The 17,352-nt window shown below is 66.4% G+C and carries 17 protein-coding genes, 1 tRNA gene and 2 pseudogenes; 9 read left to right on the top strand and 11 right to left on the bottom strand.

Annotation, left to right across the window (positions count from 1 at the left end; all coding sequences use genetic code 11):
• Window positions 1-295, bottom strand: a pseudogene (locus ACFVJS_RS17110) (arylsulfatase); the annotation flags it as partial.
• A 277-nt stretch (window positions 296-572) separates the two neighbouring features.
• Here ACFVJS_RS17110 and chrA point away from each other — a divergent pair.
• The 8 genes from chrA (at window position 573) to ACFVJS_RS17070 (ending at window position 9,265) form a co-directional block, all read left to right on the top strand.
• Complete coding sequence (gene chrA / locus ACFVJS_RS17105; protein ID WP_378882489.1) at window positions 573-1,781, top strand: chromate efflux transporter; 1,209 nt, start codon at window positions 573-575, stop codon at window positions 1,779-1,781.
• A 177-nt stretch (window positions 1,782-1,958) separates the two neighbouring features.
• Entirely contained in the window at window positions 1,959-3,860 is a 1,902-nt protein-coding gene (locus tag ACFVJS_RS17100; RefSeq protein ID WP_378882486.1) for a PhoX family protein, read from the top strand.
• A gap of 176 nt (window positions 3,861-4,036) precedes the next feature.
• The gene (locus ACFVJS_RS17095) at window positions 4,037-4,990 is read left to right on the top strand and encodes a PstS family phosphate ABC transporter substrate-binding protein (protein ID WP_378882483.1); all 954 of its coding nucleotides are present in this window, start codon (window positions 4,037-4,039) and stop codon (window positions 4,988-4,990) included.
• A gap of 24 nt (window positions 4,991-5,014) precedes the next feature.
• On the top strand, window positions 5,015-5,959 hold the full coding sequence (gene pstC / locus ACFVJS_RS17090; RefSeq protein WP_378882481.1) for a phosphate ABC transporter permease subunit PstC: 945 nt from the start codon (window positions 5,015-5,017) through the stop codon (window positions 5,957-5,959).
• A 5-nt stretch (window positions 5,960-5,964) separates the two neighbouring features.
• On the top strand, window positions 5,965-6,867 hold the full coding sequence (gene pstA, locus ACFVJS_RS17085; RefSeq protein ID WP_378882478.1) for a phosphate ABC transporter permease PstA: 903 nt from the start codon (window positions 5,965-5,967) through the stop codon (window positions 6,865-6,867).
• Window positions 6,868-6,999: 132 nt separating this feature from the next.
• Window positions 7,000-7,770: a phosphate ABC transporter ATP-binding protein PstB gene (gene pstB, locus ACFVJS_RS17080; RefSeq protein ID WP_378882492.1), complete on the top strand. Its 771-nt coding sequence runs from the start codon at window positions 7,000-7,002 to the stop codon at window positions 7,768-7,770.
• A complete protein-coding gene (gene phoU / locus ACFVJS_RS17075; RefSeq protein WP_378882475.1) occupies window positions 7,770-8,414 on the top strand; it encodes a phosphate signaling complex protein PhoU in 645 nt (214 codons plus the stop codon). The genes pstB and phoU overlap by 1 nt, the downstream gene beginning before the upstream one ends.
• A gap of 101 nt (window positions 8,415-8,515) precedes the next feature.
• Window positions 8,516-9,265: a winged helix-turn-helix domain-containing protein gene (locus tag ACFVJS_RS17070; protein ID WP_378882472.1), complete on the top strand. Its 750-nt coding sequence runs from the start codon at window positions 8,516-8,518 to the stop codon at window positions 9,263-9,265.
• Here ACFVJS_RS17070 and ACFVJS_RS17065 read toward each other — a convergent pair.
• From ACFVJS_RS17065 to ACFVJS_RS17035, 7 genes and pseudogenes are all read right to left on the bottom strand, one after another.
• On the bottom strand, window positions 9,184-10,077 hold the full coding sequence (locus ACFVJS_RS17065; RefSeq protein WP_378882469.1) for a low molecular weight phosphatase family protein: 894 nt from the start codon (window positions 10,075-10,077) through the stop codon (window positions 9,184-9,186). The genes ACFVJS_RS17070 and ACFVJS_RS17065 overlap by 82 nt on opposite strands.
• Before the next feature lie 31 nt (window positions 10,078-10,108).
• The gene (locus ACFVJS_RS17060; protein WP_378882466.1) at window positions 10,109-10,459 is read right to left on the bottom strand and encodes an ArsR/SmtB family transcription factor; all 351 of its coding nucleotides are present in this window, start codon (window positions 10,457-10,459) and stop codon (window positions 10,109-10,111) included.
• 30 nt (window positions 10,460-10,489) lie between these two features.
• On the bottom strand, window positions 10,490-11,137 hold the full coding sequence (locus tag ACFVJS_RS17055; RefSeq protein ID WP_378882463.1) for an arsenate reductase ArsC: 648 nt from the start codon (window positions 11,135-11,137) through the stop codon (window positions 10,490-10,492).
• A gap of 103 nt (window positions 11,138-11,240) precedes the next feature.
• A pseudogene (locus ACFVJS_RS17050) lies at window positions 11,241-11,423 on the bottom strand (ArsR/SmtB family transcription factor); the annotation flags it as partial.
• A gap of 466 nt (window positions 11,424-11,889) precedes the next feature.
• The gene (locus ACFVJS_RS17045; protein ID WP_378882460.1) at window positions 11,890-13,500 is read right to left on the bottom strand and encodes a recombinase family protein; all 1,611 of its coding nucleotides are present in this window, start codon (window positions 13,498-13,500) and stop codon (window positions 11,890-11,892) included.
• Between the two features lie 18 nt (window positions 13,501-13,518).
• The gene (locus ACFVJS_RS17040) at window positions 13,519-13,641 is read right to left on the bottom strand and encodes a hypothetical protein (RefSeq protein WP_378882457.1); all 123 of its coding nucleotides are present in this window, start codon (window positions 13,639-13,641) and stop codon (window positions 13,519-13,521) included.
• A 34-nt stretch (window positions 13,642-13,675) separates the two neighbouring features.
• Window positions 13,676-14,263 carry a GNAT family N-acetyltransferase gene (locus ACFVJS_RS17035; protein WP_378882454.1) on the bottom strand — a complete coding sequence of 196 codons (588 nt, stop codon included), beginning with the start codon at window positions 14,261-14,263 and terminating at the stop codon, window positions 13,676-13,678.
• A 177-nt stretch (window positions 14,264-14,440) separates the two neighbouring features.
• On the opposite strand from ACFVJS_RS17035, the gene ACFVJS_RS17030 reads away from it, so the two are divergent.
• Window positions 14,441-14,522 (top strand) — tRNA-Gln (locus ACFVJS_RS17030).
• An 82-nt stretch (window positions 14,523-14,604) separates the two neighbouring features.
• On the opposite strand, the gene ACFVJS_RS17025 is transcribed toward ACFVJS_RS17030, so the two are convergent.
• The 3 genes from ACFVJS_RS17025 to ACFVJS_RS17015 all read right to left on the bottom strand — a co-directional run.
• Window positions 14,605-15,801, bottom strand: a complete 1,197-nt coding sequence (locus tag ACFVJS_RS17025) for a tyrosine-type recombinase/integrase (protein ID WP_378882451.1) — start codon at window positions 15,799-15,801, stop codon at window positions 14,605-14,607.
• Window positions 15,801-15,977: a helix-turn-helix domain-containing protein gene (locus ACFVJS_RS17020; RefSeq protein ID WP_189120686.1), complete on the bottom strand. Its 177-nt coding sequence runs from the start codon at window positions 15,975-15,977 to the stop codon at window positions 15,801-15,803. The genes ACFVJS_RS17025 and ACFVJS_RS17020 overlap by 1 nt, the downstream gene beginning before the upstream one ends.
• A 1-nt stretch (window position 15,978) precedes the next feature.
• Window positions 15,979-17,352 (bottom strand): replication initiator (locus ACFVJS_RS17015; protein WP_378882448.1); only part of this gene is annotated, 1,374 nt, incomplete at its 5' end.

The raw sequence follows: 17,352 nt of genomic DNA, 5'->3' as shown, positions 1-17,352 counted from the left end.
ACGATGCGCGGGCCGGCACGCAGATCGGCGTGGGTGCGATCGCCTCGGTCAGCGTGGTGCCCTGGTCGGCCAGCAGGCTGCGGGTGTGGGGCATGTAGTCGAGGTCCTCGTAGGCGAGGTCGTCGGCGGTGATCATGAGGATGTTGGGCTTGGTCGAGTAGGGCGCCCAGTCAGGCGTCGGCGTGGCGGTCGAGGGCACCACGCTCTTCTCCGCAGACCTCTTGTCGACGCGCGCGAACGCGGTCTCGGCCAGCGACCCCAGCGAGCCGACGGGCCCGGTGGCAGCGAGCATCATCGAAGAACTGGCAAGGACGGCAACAGCCGCCACCGCCAATCGAGCGCGAGGCGCCATCTGAGTCTGCTCCCTGGATCGAGTCCCGCGTCTTTGGTTCGTCGGGTTCCCGCGGGATACCCGACCGGCTAACGGTAGCGAAGGCGCCTTGATGCCCCGACGCCGGATGGAGGTGGGCCTCAGGCGGGTGAATCGTCCGGCGGAGGACGGAGTCGGTCGCAGTGGCCAAGCATTGCGTTGCTATCGTGCGGCGACCTCGGAATCCGACACCAGGAGCGAGATGGACAGGCACTCTGATGACGCCGTTCACAGAGGATCGGCCGCGGAGGTCTTCCGTGTCTTCCTCGGGTTGGGGCTGACCAGTTTCGGTGGGCCTGTGGCTCACCTGGGCTACTTCCGCGAGGCGTTCGTCGTTCGGCGGCGGTGGCTCGACGAGCACGCGTACGCGGACCTGGTGGCACTGTGCCAGTTCCTGCCGGGCCCGGCATCGAGCCAGGTCGGGATGGCCATCGGTCTGCGTCGCGCGGGATATCTGGGGATGGCGGCGGCCTGGGTTGCCTTCACGCTGCCGTCTGCTCTGCTGATGCTCGGCTTCGCGCTAGGAGTTCAGGCGCTCGGCGTCGAGCACGATGCGGGCTGGTTGGTAGGACTCAAGGCTGCAGCCGTCGCGGTCGTGGCCCATGCCGTCCTGGGCATGGCGAAGACCCTGGCTGTCGGGAGCCGACGTGCAGCGATCGCAGTCGGGGCCATGGCGGTCGTCTTGCTGGTGCCGTCGGCATGGAGCCAGGTGGCTGCGATCGTCCTCGGCGGCCTGCTCGGATCCTTCCTGCTGACCGCCGCTCTCACGCCCGAGGAGGACGATGGCGAGTCGGCTCCGGTCGGCCGGCGTACGGCGATCTCCAGTTTCGTGGTCTTCCTGACGCTGCTCATCGGCCTCCCTGTCCTTGCAGCCATCGTTGCCAGCCCGACCCTGAACCTGATCGACTCCTTCTACCGCGCCGGATCGCTGGTCTTCGGGGGCGGCCACGTGGTTCTTCCGCTGCTGGAGGCGGAGACTGTCGGCGCCGGACTCGTGGAACGTGAGTCGTTCCTGGCTGGCTACGGCGCCGCACAGGCTGTCCCAGGGCCGCTGTTCACGTTCGCGGCGTACCTGGGCGCGGTGATGCCAGCATCGCCGACCGGTGTCGTCGGCGGCACCATCGCGCTCCTCGCGATCTTTGCCCCCTCGATGCTGCTGGTCCTGGCGGGGCTTCCCTTCTGGGAGCGGCTCCGTGCCTATGAGCCCGCGCGGCGCGCGCTTGCTGGTGCCGGAGCTGCGGTCGTGGGGCTTCTCGCCGCCGCGCTGTATGACCCCGTTTTCACCGAGGGCATCACGACCGATCGGACCGTCGTCGTCGCTGCAGTGGCGTTCGTAGCTCTGGCCGTGTGGAAGGCACCCGCTTGGGCTGTGGTCGTGGCGGCCAGCTCGTTGGGATTCTTCGTCCTCTGAGTCCTCCTGCTCTGAACCCCACGTGCTGAGGGCATGCATACCTACGCCGTTTGGCGGTCGTTCACCTTACTGTTCTATAGGTCCGTTTCGATGCATCCAGCCGTGCCGATCAGTACGGCATGCCGCTCGGGAGGCACCAACCACTCCGTGATCTTGCAGCGAAGGGAACGCCAAGAGATGAGCACCGAGGTCGAGTTCGATCCCGACGACATCAGCACAAACTCCTCCGACAGCCCGAGCTTCATCGACGTCGTGTCGCGACGAGCCTCCCGGCGTACGGTGATCGCCGGTTCGATGGTGGGGGCGGCCACTTTCTTGACCCTCGGCACGGCCGAGGCGGCTCTGGCCGGTCCGGTCAGGAAGCGCGGCCCGGTTCTCGGGTTCGACCCGGTGCCGTTGAGCACCGCCGACACCGTGAGCGTTCCGGAGGGATACACCGCGCGCCCGTTCGTTCCCTGGGGGACGCCGATCACCGGCTCGTACCCGGCATTCGTGCCCGGCGGCAACACGGCGGACGATCAGGAGCAGCAGGTCGGGATGCACCACGACGGCATGCACTTCTTCCCGCTCGGGAAGGGCCGCGATGCCAGCAGGCACGGCCTGCTCGTCGTCAACCACGAGTACACCGATGAGGCGCTCCTGCAGACCGGCACGACCACCGCGCCGCCGAAGGAAGCTTGGACCGCCGAGATGGTGAGGAAGTCCCAGGCGGCCCACGGTGTCTCCGTGATCGAGGTCAAGGAGCAGGCGCCGGGCGAGTGGGAGGTGGTGCGTGGCCGCTACAACCGCCGGGTCACCGCGAACACCCCGATGTCCTTCTCGGGCCCGGCCGCCGGCAACCCGCTGCTCCGCACCAGTGTGGATCCCGAGGGCATGAAGCCCGTCGGAACGATCAACAACTGCTCCCACGGAGTCACGCCGTGGGGGACGTACCTGGCCTGCGAGGAGAACTTCAACGGCTACTTCCGTGTCGACGCCGGCGACTACACCGCGGAGCAGGCGGCGTTGACCAGCCGTTACGGTGTCGGTGGCGACCGGAACAACTGGGCGACGAACGACCCGCGCTTCGTCGTCACCCCCGAAGAGCCGCACGAGGCCAACAGGTTCGGCTGGGTCGTCGAGTTCGACCCGCACGATCCCCATGCCCGCCCGGTCAAGCGCACCGCTCTGGGCCGCTCCAAGCACGAGGGGGCCACGGTCTACGAGGCGCCTGACGGCCGAGTCGTCGTCTATTGCGGCGACGACCAGGTCAACGAGCATGCCTACAAGTTCGTCTCCAAGGAGCCGTGGCGCAAGGCTCGCGCTCGGGGGAAGAGCCCGCTCGACGAGGGCACCCTGTACGTCGCTCGCTTCAACGACGACGGCTCTGGTGACTGGCTGCCGCTCACGCACGGCAAGAACGGCTTGACGCCCGAGAACGGGTACGCCGACCAGGGAGACGTGCTCGTCAAGACCCGCCTCGCGGCGAGCACGGTCGGAGCCACGACGATGGACCGACCCGAATGGGTGACCGTGGACCCGACGACCGAAATGGTCTACCTGACGCTCACCAACAACACCTCCTCGGCCAAGGTGATGAGTGGTGCGAACCCCCGTAAGCCCAACCCGTGGGGCCACATCGTGCGCTGGAAGGAGCACCGCAACGACCACGCCGCCACGAGCTTCGAGTGGGACCTGTTCCTGCTGGCCGGCCAGGGCCGCGACAGCGGTGACGGCTCGACGATCGATGCCTCCGACGCGTTCGGCTCGCCCGACGGGATCTGGTCGGACGCTGACGGCCGGATCTGGATCCAGACCGACGGTAGCCAGCCGACCGGAGCCAACGACCAGATGCTTGCCGCCAACCCGAGGAAGGTCGACGCGGACGGCCGCCCGGAGCTCCGCAGGTTCCTCACCGGCGTCGTCGGCTGCGAGGTCACCGGCGTGGTCACCACGCCGGATCAGCGCACCATGTTCGTCAACATCCAGCACCCTGGCGACGGCGCCGAGAGCCAGTGGCCGGGCGTCGATGGCATCACGGTGCCCCGCTCGGCGACCGTGGTCATCACCAAGGACGACGGCGGAGTCATCGGCACCTGACCCGTTCGGGCTATCCCATATAGATAGGACAGGATCGATGAATCGATCCTGTCCTATCTTTCATACAAGGGGAGGCATTCGTTCACCGCCTGTTTGCATTGAACGGATTCGATCAATGTCGTTCGAAATGACCTCAGGCGGTTCGAAGCTGCCTGAATCGAGACAGGAAGAGTTTCGTGCTCAAGCTCCCCAAGCGCACCGTCGCCGCCACCGGCGCGGCAGCCCTGATGCTCTCGCTCGCCGCCTGCGGCAGCAGCAACAACGGCGGTGACGACGCCGGCTCGGTCAGCGGCTCGGTCGCCGTCGACGGCTCCTCGACCGTCTACCCGATGAGCAACACCGCCGCGGAGTACCTCTCCGAGGAGAACCCGGAGGTCGAAGTCTCGGTCGGCTTCTCCGGCACCGGCGGCGGGTTCGAGAAGTTCTGTGCCGGCGAGACCGACATCTCCGACGCGTCCCGTCCGATCAAGGACGAAGAGGCAGCGACATGCAAGGAGGCAGGCGTCGACTACACCGAGCTGCTGGTGGCCACCGACGCACTGACCGTCGTGGTTCACCCCGACCTCGCTGTCGACTGCGTCACCGTCGACCAGCTCAAGCAGCTGTTCGGCCCCGACAAGCCCGCCAAGAACTGGAAGGAGCTCGACCCGAGCTTCCCCGATCAGGCAATCACTGGCTACGTACCCGGCACCGACTCCGGCACGTACGACTACATGAACTCCGACGTGGTCGAGTCCGAGAAGGAGATCCTCCGCGAGGACTTCGAGTCCTCCGAGGACGACAACGTGCTGGTCCAGGGCGTCTCGGGCACCAAGGGTGCGGTCGGCTTCTTCGGGTTCACCTACTACGAGGAGAACACCGACAAGCTCAAGGCGCTCGAGATCGACGGCGGCAACGGCTGCGTCGCGCCCTCGGTCGACACCGCACGCGACGGCTCCTACAGCCCGCTGGCACGCCCGCTGTTCATCTACGTGGCCAACGAGTCCTACGACGCCGAGGACGGCGCCACGAAGGAGTACGTCGACTTCTACATCGAGAACCTCGCCGAGATCGCCGAGACGGCCCAGTTCATCCCGCTCTCCGACGACGACTACGGCAACACTCAGAAGGCGCTCGAAGGCATCGCCTGAGGGATCTGAAGGAACCCACAGCTGATGTCCAGCCACGTCGCGGCAGGCCCGCCCTCCGGGGCGGGTCTGCCCGCGCATCCGTCGCTCGCCGCCCGCCGACGCCCCGGCGAGACGGTGATCAAAGCCATGCTCCGGCTGGCCGCGATCCTTTCTGTGATCATCACCTTCGGCATCATCGCCTCGCTGATCGAGCCTGTCGTGGAGTTCTTCGGCCAGGTCGGCCTGGGAGACTTCTTCTCCTCGACAGATGCTGGCCGGCAAGACGTACGTCCCGCCGTGCTGCCGCTGATCTTCGGCACGTTCCTGACCACGGTCATCGCTCTCGCACTGGCGGTGCCGCTCGGCCTCGGGGCGGCGATGTACCTCTCGGAGTACGCCTCCAGGAGGGCTCGCAAGTGGCTCAAGCCGACCGTGGAACTGCTCGCCGGGGTGCCGTCGGTCGTCTACGGCTTCTTCGCGCTCTTCTTCGTGACGCCGGTGGTGCTGCAGGGATGGCTCAACCTCGACGTCAACCTGACCAACTCGCTGGCAGCCGGCCTCGTGCTCGGCGTGATGATCATCCCGACGATCGCCTCGCTCGCCGAGGACGCACTCAGCGCGGTGCCGCTCGCCCTGCGCCAGGGCTCGCTCGCGATGGGCGCCAACCGCATGCAGACCACCCTGCGGGTGGTCTTCCCCGCCGCTCTGTCCGGCATCGCGGCAGCGATCGTGCTCGGACTCTCCAGGGCGGTTGGAGAGACGATGATCGTGGCGATGGTCGGCGGCTCGGGCAAGAGCCTCGATCTCAGCCCATTCGTCGGTCACCAGACGATGACGGCGTTCATCGCCCAGACAGCCGGTGGCGAGAACCCGGTCGGCAGCGTGTCGTACAACATGCTCTTCGCCGTCGCCCTGCTGCTCTTCGTCATCACCTTCGTCATCAACATGATCAGCATCGCTATCGTGCGACGGTTCAGGCAGGCCTACTGATGAGCGTGGCAGCAACGACAGCGCGGAACGTCACCGCCAGCACGATCGCGACCGGGAAGAGCAAGGACCGCAACCTCGCCTCGATGATCTTCCTGGCAGCCCTGTGGTTCTCGCTCTTCTTCGGGGTGATGGTGCTGCTCGCGCTCATCATCGACACCCTGATCGAGGGCCTGCCTCGGATGGACTCACAGCTGTTCACCGAGTACGAGTCGACGATCCGCAAGGACGAGACCGGTTTCCGCGCCGGCATCCTGGGTTCGATCTGGCTGATGCTCACCACGGCCGTGATGGCGATCCCGCTCGGCATCGCGGCGGCGATCTACCTGGAGGAATACGCCGACAAGAACCGCTGGTACAACCGCGTCATCGAGATCAACCTGCAGAACCTCGCCGCGGTGCCGGCGATCATCTACGGGATGCTCGCCGCGGCGATCATGGGCGTGCTCGGGTTCACCTACAAGGGCATCGTGCTCGGCGGCGCGATCGCCCTCGCGCTGCTGATCCTGCCGGTCGTCATCATCACGACCCGGGAGGCGTTCCGGACCGTCCCGCAGGAGATCCGCGACGGGTCCCTGGCACTCGGCGCGACCGTGTGGCAGACGACCTGGCGCAACACGCTCCCCTCGGCCATCCCCGGCATCGCGACCGGCACCATCCTGGGCCTGTCCCGGGCGATCGGCGAAGCGGCGCCACTGATCCTGGTGGGCTTCGCGACCGTGCGGTTCGACCCGAACGGGATCCTGGACAAGGCCACCGCGATGCCGCTGCAGATCTACAACCTGGCCGGGCAACCGCATGAGGCCTACCAGCAGGCCGCCTCCGCGGCGATCATCCTGCTCCTCGCCATGATCCTGCTCATGAACGGGCTGGCCATCTTCATCCGCAACAAGTTCCAGCGTTCCTGGTAGGAGCCTTCCTTGACCTCGATCCCACCCACCCACTTCTCGACCCGCGCCGGCTTCGGCGACCTGCCCGAGTCGGCTCCCGTCGACGGGACGGCCGTGACACCTCAGGTTCCGAAGCTGCCGCCCGACCCTGTCATGCGCACCGAGAAGCTCAACGTCTTCTACGGTGACTTCCACGCCGTCCACGACGTCGACCTGACCTTCGGGCGCCACGAGATCACTGCGATGATCGGCCCCTCCGGTTGTGGGAAGTCGACCGTGCTGCGCTGTCTGAACCGGATGAACGACCTTGTCCCCGGCGCCCACGTCGAGGGCTCGGTGACTTACCACGGGGAAGACATCTACGCCCCCAAGGTCGACCCGATCGCGGTTCGGCAGAACATCGGGATGGTCTTCCAGAAGCCCAACCCGTTCCCCAAGTCGATCTACGACAACATCGCCTACGGCCCACGGGTCACCGGCATGAAGGTCGACTCGATGGACGACCTGGTCGAGCAGGCCCTGCGCGGCGCCGCTCTGTGGGACGAGGTCAAGGACAAGCTCAAGCAATCCGCCTTCGGCCTCTCCGGAGGCCAGCAGCAAAGGCTGTGTATCGCTCGCACCATCGCGACCAAGCCCGACGTGATCTTGATGGACGAGCCCTGCTCCGCACTCGACCCGATCGCCACCGCACGCATCGAGGACCTCATGCAGGAGCTGCGCAGCGAGTTCACCATCATCATCGTCACCCACAACATGCAGCAGGCGGCCCGGGTCTCGGACCGTACGGCCTTCTTCACTGCCAAGCCGGATGAGACCACCGGTAACCGGACCGGTCTGCTGGTCGAGTTCGACCGTACGACGACCATCTTCCAGAATCCGAGCGACGCCCGCACCGAGGACTACATCACCGGACGGTTCGGCTGATGCGCAACCGCTTCCACGAGGATCTCGAGACGGTCGCAGGCCAGGTCGGGGAGCTCTTCGGGCTCGTGGAGCGTGCCATCGCTCGGTCATCGCGGGCGCTGCTCGACGCGGACCGGGAGCTGGCCGAGGCTGTCATCTCCGAGGATCTCCGTATCGACCTGCTCTGCCGCCAGATCGAAGCAGAGGCGATCGAGATCCAGATGCGGCAGCAGCCGGTCGCCCGTGACCTTCGGCTGCTCTTGGGGGTGCACCGGATCGTCGCAGACCTGGAGCGCTCAGGGGACCTGGCGAAGAACATCGCCAAGCAGGCCCGCCGTCGCCACCCCTCTGCAGTGGTGCCCAGCACCTGCCGGGAGACCGTCGCGTCCATGGCGCAAACGGCCCAGTCGCTGTGGCGCCATGCCCACCAGGTCTTCGATGAGGAGGACGTCGAGACCGCCCGCGGTCTCGATGCCGAGGACGACCAGATGGACTCCCTGCACCGCTCGCTGCTGCTTGCGGTGATCGAAGGTGCGGGCGCCTCGGAGGTCGAGACGGCGATCGACCTGACCCTCATCGGGCGCTTCTACGAACGAATCGCTGACCACGCCGTAGCGATCGCCCACCAGGTCGTCTACATCTCAACCGGGGAGGTCGTCGGGTGAGTGGAGATCGCGCAGAGGATCGTGCGGGGGAGCGCGAAAGGATTCGGGTACGCGCCGATGCTCGAGTCTGGGCGTCGCTCACCACAGGGCGCGAGTGCGTCGTGCTGATCGAGCCGGACGAGGACGAGGCTGTCCGCGTGGAGGCGGAGCTCAGCGTGCGCGGCGTGCGTGTGGTGACGTTCACCACGCCGTGGCACGCGCTGGCGCATCTTGGCGCGGAACCGGCAGCCGTCGTGGTGGTGTCGGTGCGGCTCGGGCCACTGCTCCTGGGTGAGATCGTCGAGGCCATCCGAGACGAGACCGACCACCTCGTGCTGATCGCCTACGCCCCCGACGACACCGAGACGATCGGCCCGGCTGTGGCGGCCGGTGGCCGACCATTGGTGGTCCTTCCGTATGACACCGGAGAGCTCATTCGGGTCATCGGCGCGGTCTTGCCCTCGCTCCCGCCACCGACGGAGGTGAGGATCGGCCGACTCTCGATGGTTCCCGAGTGGCAAGACGCCCGGGTCGACGACACGAGCCTCGATCTCAGCCCGCTCGAGTTCCGCGTGCTCGTCGAGCTCGTTCGTCGCGACGGCCGTGCCGCCACCCGCGACGCACTGGTCGCTGCGGCATGGCCCGAAGTGCCGAACGAGCCCAACAACCTGCTCACAGCCGCGATCAAACGCGTACGCCACAAGTTCGAGCTGCTGGGAGTTCACGACACGATCGAGACCATTAGAGGCGTGGGTTATCGGATCAATACCCGGGCTTTCGCGCCACGAGGTCAGGCGGGCAAGACGCCCATCTCGGCGATGAGCCGGTCGACACGGATCGAGATCTCGTCCACGATCCGGCGCACTTCCTGAGGCTTGCGGTCCGCCGGGTCCTCAATCGCCCAGTCCTCATAGCGCCGCCCCGGCACAACGGGGCAGGCGTCGCCACAGCCCATCGTCACCACCCAGCCGGAGGCGCGCACGATCTCCGTGGTGAGAGGCCGTGGGAACTCGGTGAGTCCGTCCAGGCCGCGCAGCGCCAACTCCTCACGGACCGCGGGATTGACGCGTGATGCCGGTCTGATCCCGGCAGCACGGATGTGGACCTGTGTGCCGACCCGATCACGCATCAGCGCAGCAGCGATCTGTGATCTGCCGGCGTTGCGCACGCAGACGAAGAGGACGTCGTTGCTGGACCGTCGGTCAGCACGGTCGAGCGAGGCAACCGCTTCGAGACGGTCGGCTGCGAACCGCTCGGTGAGTTGGGGCAGGAACTGAGGGATGGTCGCGCGGCTTGCCAGCAGGTCGTAGCTCTCGTGGACGAAGGCCGCCACGGTCTCCGGGGCGAGGACTCCCGCGAACCTGATGCTGAGGGTGGTGGTGATGCTCCGCAGCACGCGCTCGTGCTCGACGGAGTGCGGGACTGCGGGAACCGAGATCTCCCCGGCAAGGCTGCCGAAACGGACGAGGGCGTCATGAGTTGGGCGGAACCCCGAAGGGCCTTCGATCACCAGCCCGACCTCCGCGAGCGCCCGAAGGTGGCGGCGTACGGGCCCGGGTGCACCTGAGCCGGCCAGCCGCTCGGCAGTTGCGACCCCGTTCGGGTCACTGAGGAGCAGCGCCAGCAACTGCACACGATCCGCCTGCGCCATCGCGGCGACCTGGGCTGCCCGCTGATCACTCATCGTCGCGATCTACTTCGAGTGGCTTTCCCGGTCAGCGAAGAAGATCCGCGATGGCGGTGAGGCGGTCGGGCTGGATGGAGTACCACGCCTCGCGGCCAACGGGTTCTCGGTGCAGGATGCCAGCCTCGGTCATCACCTTCATGTGGTGTGAGATCGACGGCTGCCGAAGCTCGAGAGCGGTGGTGAGATCGACCACCCGAGCGCGTCCCTGTGGGCTGTGATGGATCAAGGACAGGATCTGCAGCCGGGTGGGGTTGGAGACCACCGACAGCATCTGAGCGGTGCTCTCGGCCTGCTCCTTGGTCAGTGCCGGACGGAGCACCGGCGCCAGGCCGAGAGCAGGGGACTCCTCCGGAGTCGGCTCGGGGAGGCTCACAGGCACCCCCAAACCATAGCCCGCCACCGATCGTTCTCATGAAACGGTGCTGACCCCGAGCTGCCTGAGGAGGTCAAGGACCCGCTGCTCGACCTCATCACGGATCGGCCGTACGGCCTCGATTCCGAGGCCCTTGGGATCATCGAGCGCCCAATCGACGTAGGTCTTTCCGGGGAAGTAGGGGCACTCGTCGCCACACCCCATGGTGACCACGACATCCGCTGCCTGGACGATCTCGTCCGTCCAGGGCTTGGGGAACTCCTCGGAGATGTCGATGCCACGCTCGGCCATCGCCTCGATCGCAACCGGGTTGACGAGGTCGGCAGGCTGGCTGCCCGCAGACCAGCCGAGCGCGCCTGTGCCTGCATGGTGGCTGAGGAAGCCTAGAGCCATCTGTGAGCGGCCGGCGTTGTGTACGCAGACGAACAGCACCACCGGCTTGTGGTCCTCGTTGCCATGCTCGATCTTGTGCAGCGCCTGAAGCTGCTGCCGGGTGTGGCGTTCAGCCAGCAGCGGCACATAGTCGGCGAAGCTGGCCCGGGGGATGAACTGTTCGTATGACGACAGCAGGAAGGTACGGATGGTTTCGTCGGTGGCGGTGTCGTTGAACTCCCTGGCGAGGCGGGAGTGCGCCTCGCGCAATGCGAGCTGCTGGTCGATCTCGAGGTGTTCGTAGGTGCTCATCCTTGAGCCTTTCCCGGGAGGTGATGATGGATGGGTCAAAGTGGTGCCAGCCGGTCGGCCGCCTCGCATCGCCTTCCGAGCGACGACGGGGGACAATGCCCGCTCGCGCCAGGGTCTGGAGGTGGTGCGTCAAGAGGTTGGTGGGGATCCCCAGCGCCATGGCCAAGTCTGAAGACGAGGCGTCGCCCAACGCGAGAGTGTCGACGATGCGCAGCCGAGCTCTATCCCCGAGCGCCGCAAAGGCGGCTGCTCGGGCGCTCGTATCCGAAATTCGCTCATCGATCATTGAGTCAATTCTGATTGATCAATAGACGCGGGTCAATGGATGGCGCATGAACTCTTCCCGGCGCAGGCTGTGACTCGCTGGCGCAGTAGCGCCCCGACGCCTGCCCTGTGCGCCACGGTGGTCGTCGGCTCGCTACGTCAGGTGAGTGAGTTGCCGATAGCGGGAGTGGCCATAGGTCGAGTGGTTTCGACCCTGGGTAGTAGGGGCGCGGCATGCTGCGCTGACTACATCAGGGGGTGCGATGGCCATGGAGGAATCATCCGGTCGGGATTCGATGCCAGCTGCGCCGGTACCCCCTGCGCGATCGAGTTCTCTCGCGATGACTTCCCGTTCGTGCGCGCAGCGGGAGAGGTCGTGCGATGCCGAGGAGGACAGGCTGCTGCTTACGCCGGAGCAGGACGCACGAGCGGTGTGGGCGCTGGCGGTGTTCAAGGCGAAGCGCGACGCGTTCTTGGCGGGAGTATCGCTAGAGCAGCTCGACTCGGATGTCTGGGTTGTCGACGTAGATGCGGTCCACGCCGAAGTCGCGTAGCAGTCTCTGCCGCAGAACGATGGGTGCTGATTCGTCTTCCAGTCCTTGGGTGAGCTCGGCGAACCGTTCGGCTATCTCTCCGGCGAAGGGGAGAACCTCGATCTGCGCACTGTCGCCGAGATCTGCCAGCTCGGCCCGCGCCGCGCTGACGGCCTCATCGGTACGTCGCTTCGTCGACGCGAGGTCGTCGTCGTCGAGAAGGCCTTTGATGGCCAGTCGCTTGGCGTTCTTCCACTCTGCTTCGGCCTCCGAGATGCGGGCTTCGAGCGCAGCTCGTCTGCGGGCGTGTTCGTTTTTGGAGACGCCGCGGCTGACGGCGACCCGGACTGTGGCGCCACCGCGGATCGGCTGCGATCCGACACCTTTGATGATGCGGTCAGCCAGCATGCTGTTCACGCGCTTGCAGGTGCCTGGGAAGCCTTCCTTGGCGACCATTCCTGGTCGGGTGCCGGGGCAGTAGAACCTGATACGTACCGCCATGTTCGGTTTGCCAGGATTGTCGACCCGGGCGTACATACGGTGCCCGCAGCGGGCGCAATAGACGAAGCGATCCAGGACGTGCTCGGGAACGATGCGTTTCTTCATTCGGCGTTCGCCGCGTCGAGCCATGCGTTCGGTGTGCACGCGATCCCAAAGGTCAGGATCCACGAGCGGACCGAGCGGGGAAGCCATCACGACACGTCCGGGGTCGTCCTCGGCGCGCGCTTCGAGGTAAGCCTTACCGTTCTCGTCGCGCAGCACCTGCCGCCGACCCCACACGAGCTCACCCTTGTAGAGCGGATTGTCGAGGATTCCGTTGATGGTGTTTCCGCCCCAGCCGGATCGTTGTGTCTTGGTCGGAACCGCGTGCGCATTCAATCGCCGCGCGATTTCGTCGGACGGGACGCCCTCGTCGGCCCATACGAAGATCTGTTTGAGCCAGGGATACTCGTCTGGGTGCAGCTCGAGCTCGCCCGAGCGCACCTTGCGGCCCCCGATGAAGGCCGGCATCCCGCTGGGAAGCTCGACGCCGTCGACAACCAGAGGCTTCATGCGTACGCCGTAGGCGGGACGCATGGCGATCGTTGAGCCGGCTGCGACCTTGGCGCGAAGATTGCGACGCGTGCGGCGCCTGACCTTGAGCACCTCGCCCTTCGCGTTCACGGCGCGAACATCGGCGTCGTACATCGCGTCCTCGTCGTGCGGATCGATCAGGCCGATGTCCTCGGTCACGAGGGTGATGCCGAGTCGCTTGCACACGGTGGTGATCTGCTGGCGCTGTCCGACACCTGCAGTGAGTCGCTCGAGCTCGTTGACGACCAGATAGTGCACGTCGCGGTGGGTCTCCAGATAGTCGAAGAGCTCCTGGAGACCGGGGCGGTCGGCAAAACTGCGAGACACACCCTCGTCGGCGAACGAGTGCACCAAGACGATGTCGTGTTCGGAGGCAACGGCGTCGTTGATCGCACGCTGCTCAGCCGTCGAACCCTGCTCGTCGGTCGAGTAGCGCGTGTAACCAACCCCGCGCCGCGTCTGCGGCCCGGCGTCACGGCGCCGTGCCTTCACAAGTGCATCGTAGCGCGATTACGTACAACTAGAACCGATGCCGTCCCACTTCGGCTCGAACGCATAGCCGCCGTCCGTCGGCACGCCCTTCACGGGCTTCGCGAGCATCGGCAGGATCGGCGGCATCACAGGAAGGTCCACGTGCTCACCGTAGGCGATTGGCGCGCCGATCGGGTCAGTGTTCGAGAGGACTCGGGTCGAGGAGGGGCACGTCCAGGTCGCTGTTGCGGAGGCGGTAGACCTGAAGCCTCAGGCCGTAGTACTTCTCCGTCTCCCCGACCCAGTCCATGCCGATGCGGCGTGCGGCGTGGATGCCGCGCTCGTTCCGGGGGCGTACGACGGCGAAGACCTCCTCCTCACCGTTGGCGAACGCGTAGTGGGCGAGGGCGTGTCCGGCTTCCGACCCCAGGCCCCGTCCCCAGGCCCAGGGTGCGAGCTGGTAGCCCACCTCCAGGTCTTCGCCCTCCGGGGGAAGCGGGAGGATCTGTGCCGATCCCGCGACACGTCCGCTCTCGATCTCCTCGACCGCCCATCGGCCAGTCGCTCGGCCGGCGGGTCCGGGAGGTGCGGCCAGCCAGCTGCTGATCATCGCCCGCATGGCGTCGACGTCGGCGACCTGTTCCATGGCCGGCGCCAGCCAGCGGGCGACCTCGGCGCTGCCGTAGATCTCGAGCGCCGCGGGAGCGTCGTCCTCGCGCCATGGCCGAAGCCGCACCCGCGCCGTACGGATGGTCGAACCATCGATCGTGACGTCATCGGCCAACGTGAGCTCCTCGACAGGGTGTGCCGCATCCGCCGATCGCGTCGAGGAGACGGGTGCGACACAGGAAGTGACTCGACGATAGCGCGCTCCGCCCAGTCCGGTGAGGGATCATGCTGAGTCAGTGCGGTGAGCGCAGCCCTTCCCGTCTACAGTTGTCCCGTGCGTTTCGGCGTACGTTCCCCGGTTGGTCTGCCGGCAGGGCCCGCCTGACTTTGAATCAGGACTAGCGACGTAGGTTCGACTCCTACCCGGGGAGCCACAATTGAGCGTGAATCGCCCCATCTGGCGGGGGAGCGAGGAGCCGGAACCGGCCCACTTGCTAACGCCGTTGCTAACACGCATTACTGATTCCCCTCCTCGCTGTCGTCCTCGTCGTCCTCGATGAAGAGATCTGCAAACGTCTGAGCAGCGCTCGCGCCCTGGTCGCTCAGAACGTGCGCGTAGACGCGAAGCGTCATCGAGGGATCGCGGTGCCCGAGACGAGCAGCGACGACGTGAACCGGCACACCGGCTTTCAGTAGCAACGTCGCGTGGACGTGGCGGAGGTCGTGGAGACGGATCGACGGAAGAGGGTTCTTCGAGGTGTGAAGACTCTTGATCACCCGGCGCATAATCTCGCCGGGAAGGTCAGTCCTGAGCGGCGTACCCATCTCCATCCGGAACACCCGGTCGTTGTCCGGCCAGGAGGCCCCGACCAGTTCGCGCTCCTTCTCCTGGCGCTCCTTGTGGGATCGGAGAACAGCCACGGTTCCAGCATCGATGCTGACCCGTCGGGCACGGCCGGTCTTGGTTCCTCCGTCGACCCGGTGGCCACGAACGATCGCCGTTGAGCCCCGGATCCAGATGTGCGGGTCTGAGCCGTCGAGGACGACGTTCGACCACTGGAGATAGAAGAGCTCACCTCGTCGAGCGCCGGTGTAGGCAGCGACCCGGAAGAACGGCCCGAGCCGATCAGCCGCCACGGCGTCGAGGAACCGGGCTAGTTGCTTGGCGTCCCAGATGTCATGCACTGCGGTCACCCCTTGTGACTTCGGGCGCTTGGCCTTGAGCGCCGGGTTGCTGGCCAGAATCTGATCCGTGTTGACGGCATCGTTGAGTGCCTTCCGGAGGACCGAATGCACGTAGTTGACCGTCCGAGGCGACAGCGGCCCGCCGTCCTTTCCGCCCTCCCGCAGGAGGTAGGCGTAGAAGGTGCTCAGCGTCGACGGCTTCACCGACTGGAGCCGCATCTTGCCGAGGCGAGGCACGATGTAGCGCGCGATCATCAGCCGGTAGTCCTCAGCCGTCTTCGGCCGAACCTCCATCCGGTGCGCATCGAGCCACTGAGCCAAGTACTCCTCAACGGTCGTCGACTTCCGGTGTACGAACTCACCTCGACGAGCAGCAACGCGCGCCTCATCGCGAGCGTTCTTGGCCTCCTCGGCAGTGGCAAAGCCGCCCTTCCACTTGGGCTTGCTGACGCCGTTGGCATCCGTCACCCGGATGACGTAGGACCATGTGCTTCCACGCTTGACGATGCCGTCCTTCACCTTGCCCATCAGGCGGCCCTCAGCCCCTCGACGTACTGCACCACGTCGGAGCCACGAACGCGGCGGATGCCGTCGATCTTCACGGAGGGCAGGTGTCCGACCCGCACCAGTTCGTACGTCTTCGACCGGCTCAGGCTGAGGTAAAACGCAACCTCGCTGATCCGATAGAGCAACTTCTCATCCATCTCACTTCCCCTTCTCGTTGGTGGTGTTCTTGGTCTGGGCTCGCCACTGGTCGTACTCGCGGGCACGGGCCGCAGCAGCAAGGGCGAGGGCTTCGTCACCGGGGGAGGTCCAGCCGGTGCCTTCGAAGCGCCAGGAGCCGACGACGAGGGTCGTCTCCTCATCGGCCAGGACCCACGCCTCTAGTTCGTCGAGGTCGAGCAGGACCGCGCGGGCTTCTTCGTTGTGCTCGGCAGCGGCGCGGAGTTCGGCATAGCGAGCACGGGCGCGGCGGAGCCTGCCCAGGGTGATCGAGTAGCGCCGGGACTTGGTGGAGAAGTGGCCCCGGAACCCGAGCATGTGCGCCCACTTGCCGAGCAGGTCGTACGGGTTGACGGCCGACTTGGCGGGCTTCTCGGCCTGGCCGGGGAGCCGGTTGGAGGCCTCGTTGATCCCGTAGTGGGCGATCGCGCGCATGGCCAGGCGGTGACAGCGGCTGCCCATCGCGGCCAGGTGGGGGCGCTGGGTCTCGGCGGAGCGGATCGAGTTGGCGTCCTTGGTGGCGTACTTGGCCAGGTACCCGGCGACCTGGCCGGGGGTCAGGGTGCCGTCGGGGTCGTCGGTGCGGTGACCGTCACGGACAACGCGGACGTCGAGTTGCTTGCCCCACTTCAAGATGCGTTCGGTGTTGTCGTCGGCATCGATCGGGGGAGCGGTGTAGGTGACGGTGCCGGCGGAGGTCTCGACGAGCTGCGCCAGGTCGTGGCCGTCGATCGGTGCCGGCGAACCAGGACCGTCCGAGCCGTCGAGCCGGATGAGGGCGTGGAAGTGGACCAGGCCCCGGGCTTGGTACTCGGCGACCTTGGCGAACTGGACCGTGGCGAGGTGGCGGAGATCCTTCTCCTTGACGCCCAGGTGATCGGCCAGGGCGCGGCGGAGCGCGATGGTCGTACGCCGCCACAACTCGGGGGCGAACCACTGCCAGATGATCGCGGAGTCGATGTCATGGCACTCAGAGCACAGCGGAGCGCCCACGATCGCGTCATCCTCAGCGTGCCGGGCCATGCACGAGATCGGCCGACCGTGGGGGCAGCGAGCGCCCTTGTCGCGGGAGCGCGGGCGACAACGGGAGTCGTCCTTGTGGTGCCGGTGCGAGGGGCTGCCGAAGCCGGGGGCGGTGAAGGTGGCGAAGAGGAGCGGGTTGTCTGCCACCGTGGCGGGGATGGTCTTCCCGCCGACCAGGCCGGAGTTGATCATGGCGAAGGTGTCGCGGGCGTACGTCCTCGAGCATGACGGGCAGACGTCGGCGCGGCGGTTGCCGCAGGGACGGTAGAGCACCCCGAGCGGGGCATTCGCGGACGAGAACGTGCCGACGAGATCCCCGGTTTCGGCGTCGAA

Origin of the sequence: Nocardioides sp. NPDC057772 (genome assembly GCF_042798075.1) — a bacterium.
GTDB lineage: Bacteria > Actinomycetota > Actinomycetes > Propionibacteriales > Nocardioidaceae > Nocardioides.
The sequence above is the reverse complement of the archived record's forward strand: the minus strand, read 5'-3'. Positions and strand labels throughout refer to the sequence as shown.

Coding starts and splice junctions, on each gene's coding strand:
- ACFVJS_RS17025 (WP_378882451.1), bottom strand. CDS start 15,801: ATGGGCAAGGTGAAGGACGGCATCGTCAAGCGTGGAAGCACATGGTCC.
- ACFVJS_RS17055 (WP_378882463.1), bottom strand. CDS start 11,137: ATGAGCACCTACGAACACCTCGAGATCGACCAGCAGCTCGCATTGCGC.
- ACFVJS_RS17065 (WP_378882469.1), bottom strand. CDS start 10,077: ATGAGTGATCAGCGGGCAGCCCAGGTCGCCGCGATGGCGCAGGCGGAT.
- ACFVJS_RS17020 (WP_189120686.1), bottom strand. CDS start 15,977: ATGGATGAGAAGTTGCTCTATCGGATCAGCGAGGTTGCGTTTTACCTC.
- ACFVJS_RS17100 (WP_378882486.1), top strand. CDS start 1,959: ATGAGCACCGAGGTCGAGTTCGATCCCGACGACATCAGCACAAACTCC.
- pstB (WP_378882492.1), top strand. CDS start 7,000: ATGCGCACCGAGAAGCTCAACGTCTTCTACGGTGACTTCCACGCCGTC.
- phoU (WP_378882475.1), top strand. CDS start 7,770: ATGCGCAACCGCTTCCACGAGGATCTCGAGACGGTCGCAGGCCAGGTC.
- pstC (WP_378882481.1), top strand. CDS start 5,015: ATGTCCAGCCACGTCGCGGCAGGCCCGCCCTCCGGGGCGGGTCTGCCC.
- chrA (WP_378882489.1), top strand. CDS start 573: ATGGACAGGCACTCTGATGACGCCGTTCACAGAGGATCGGCCGCGGAG.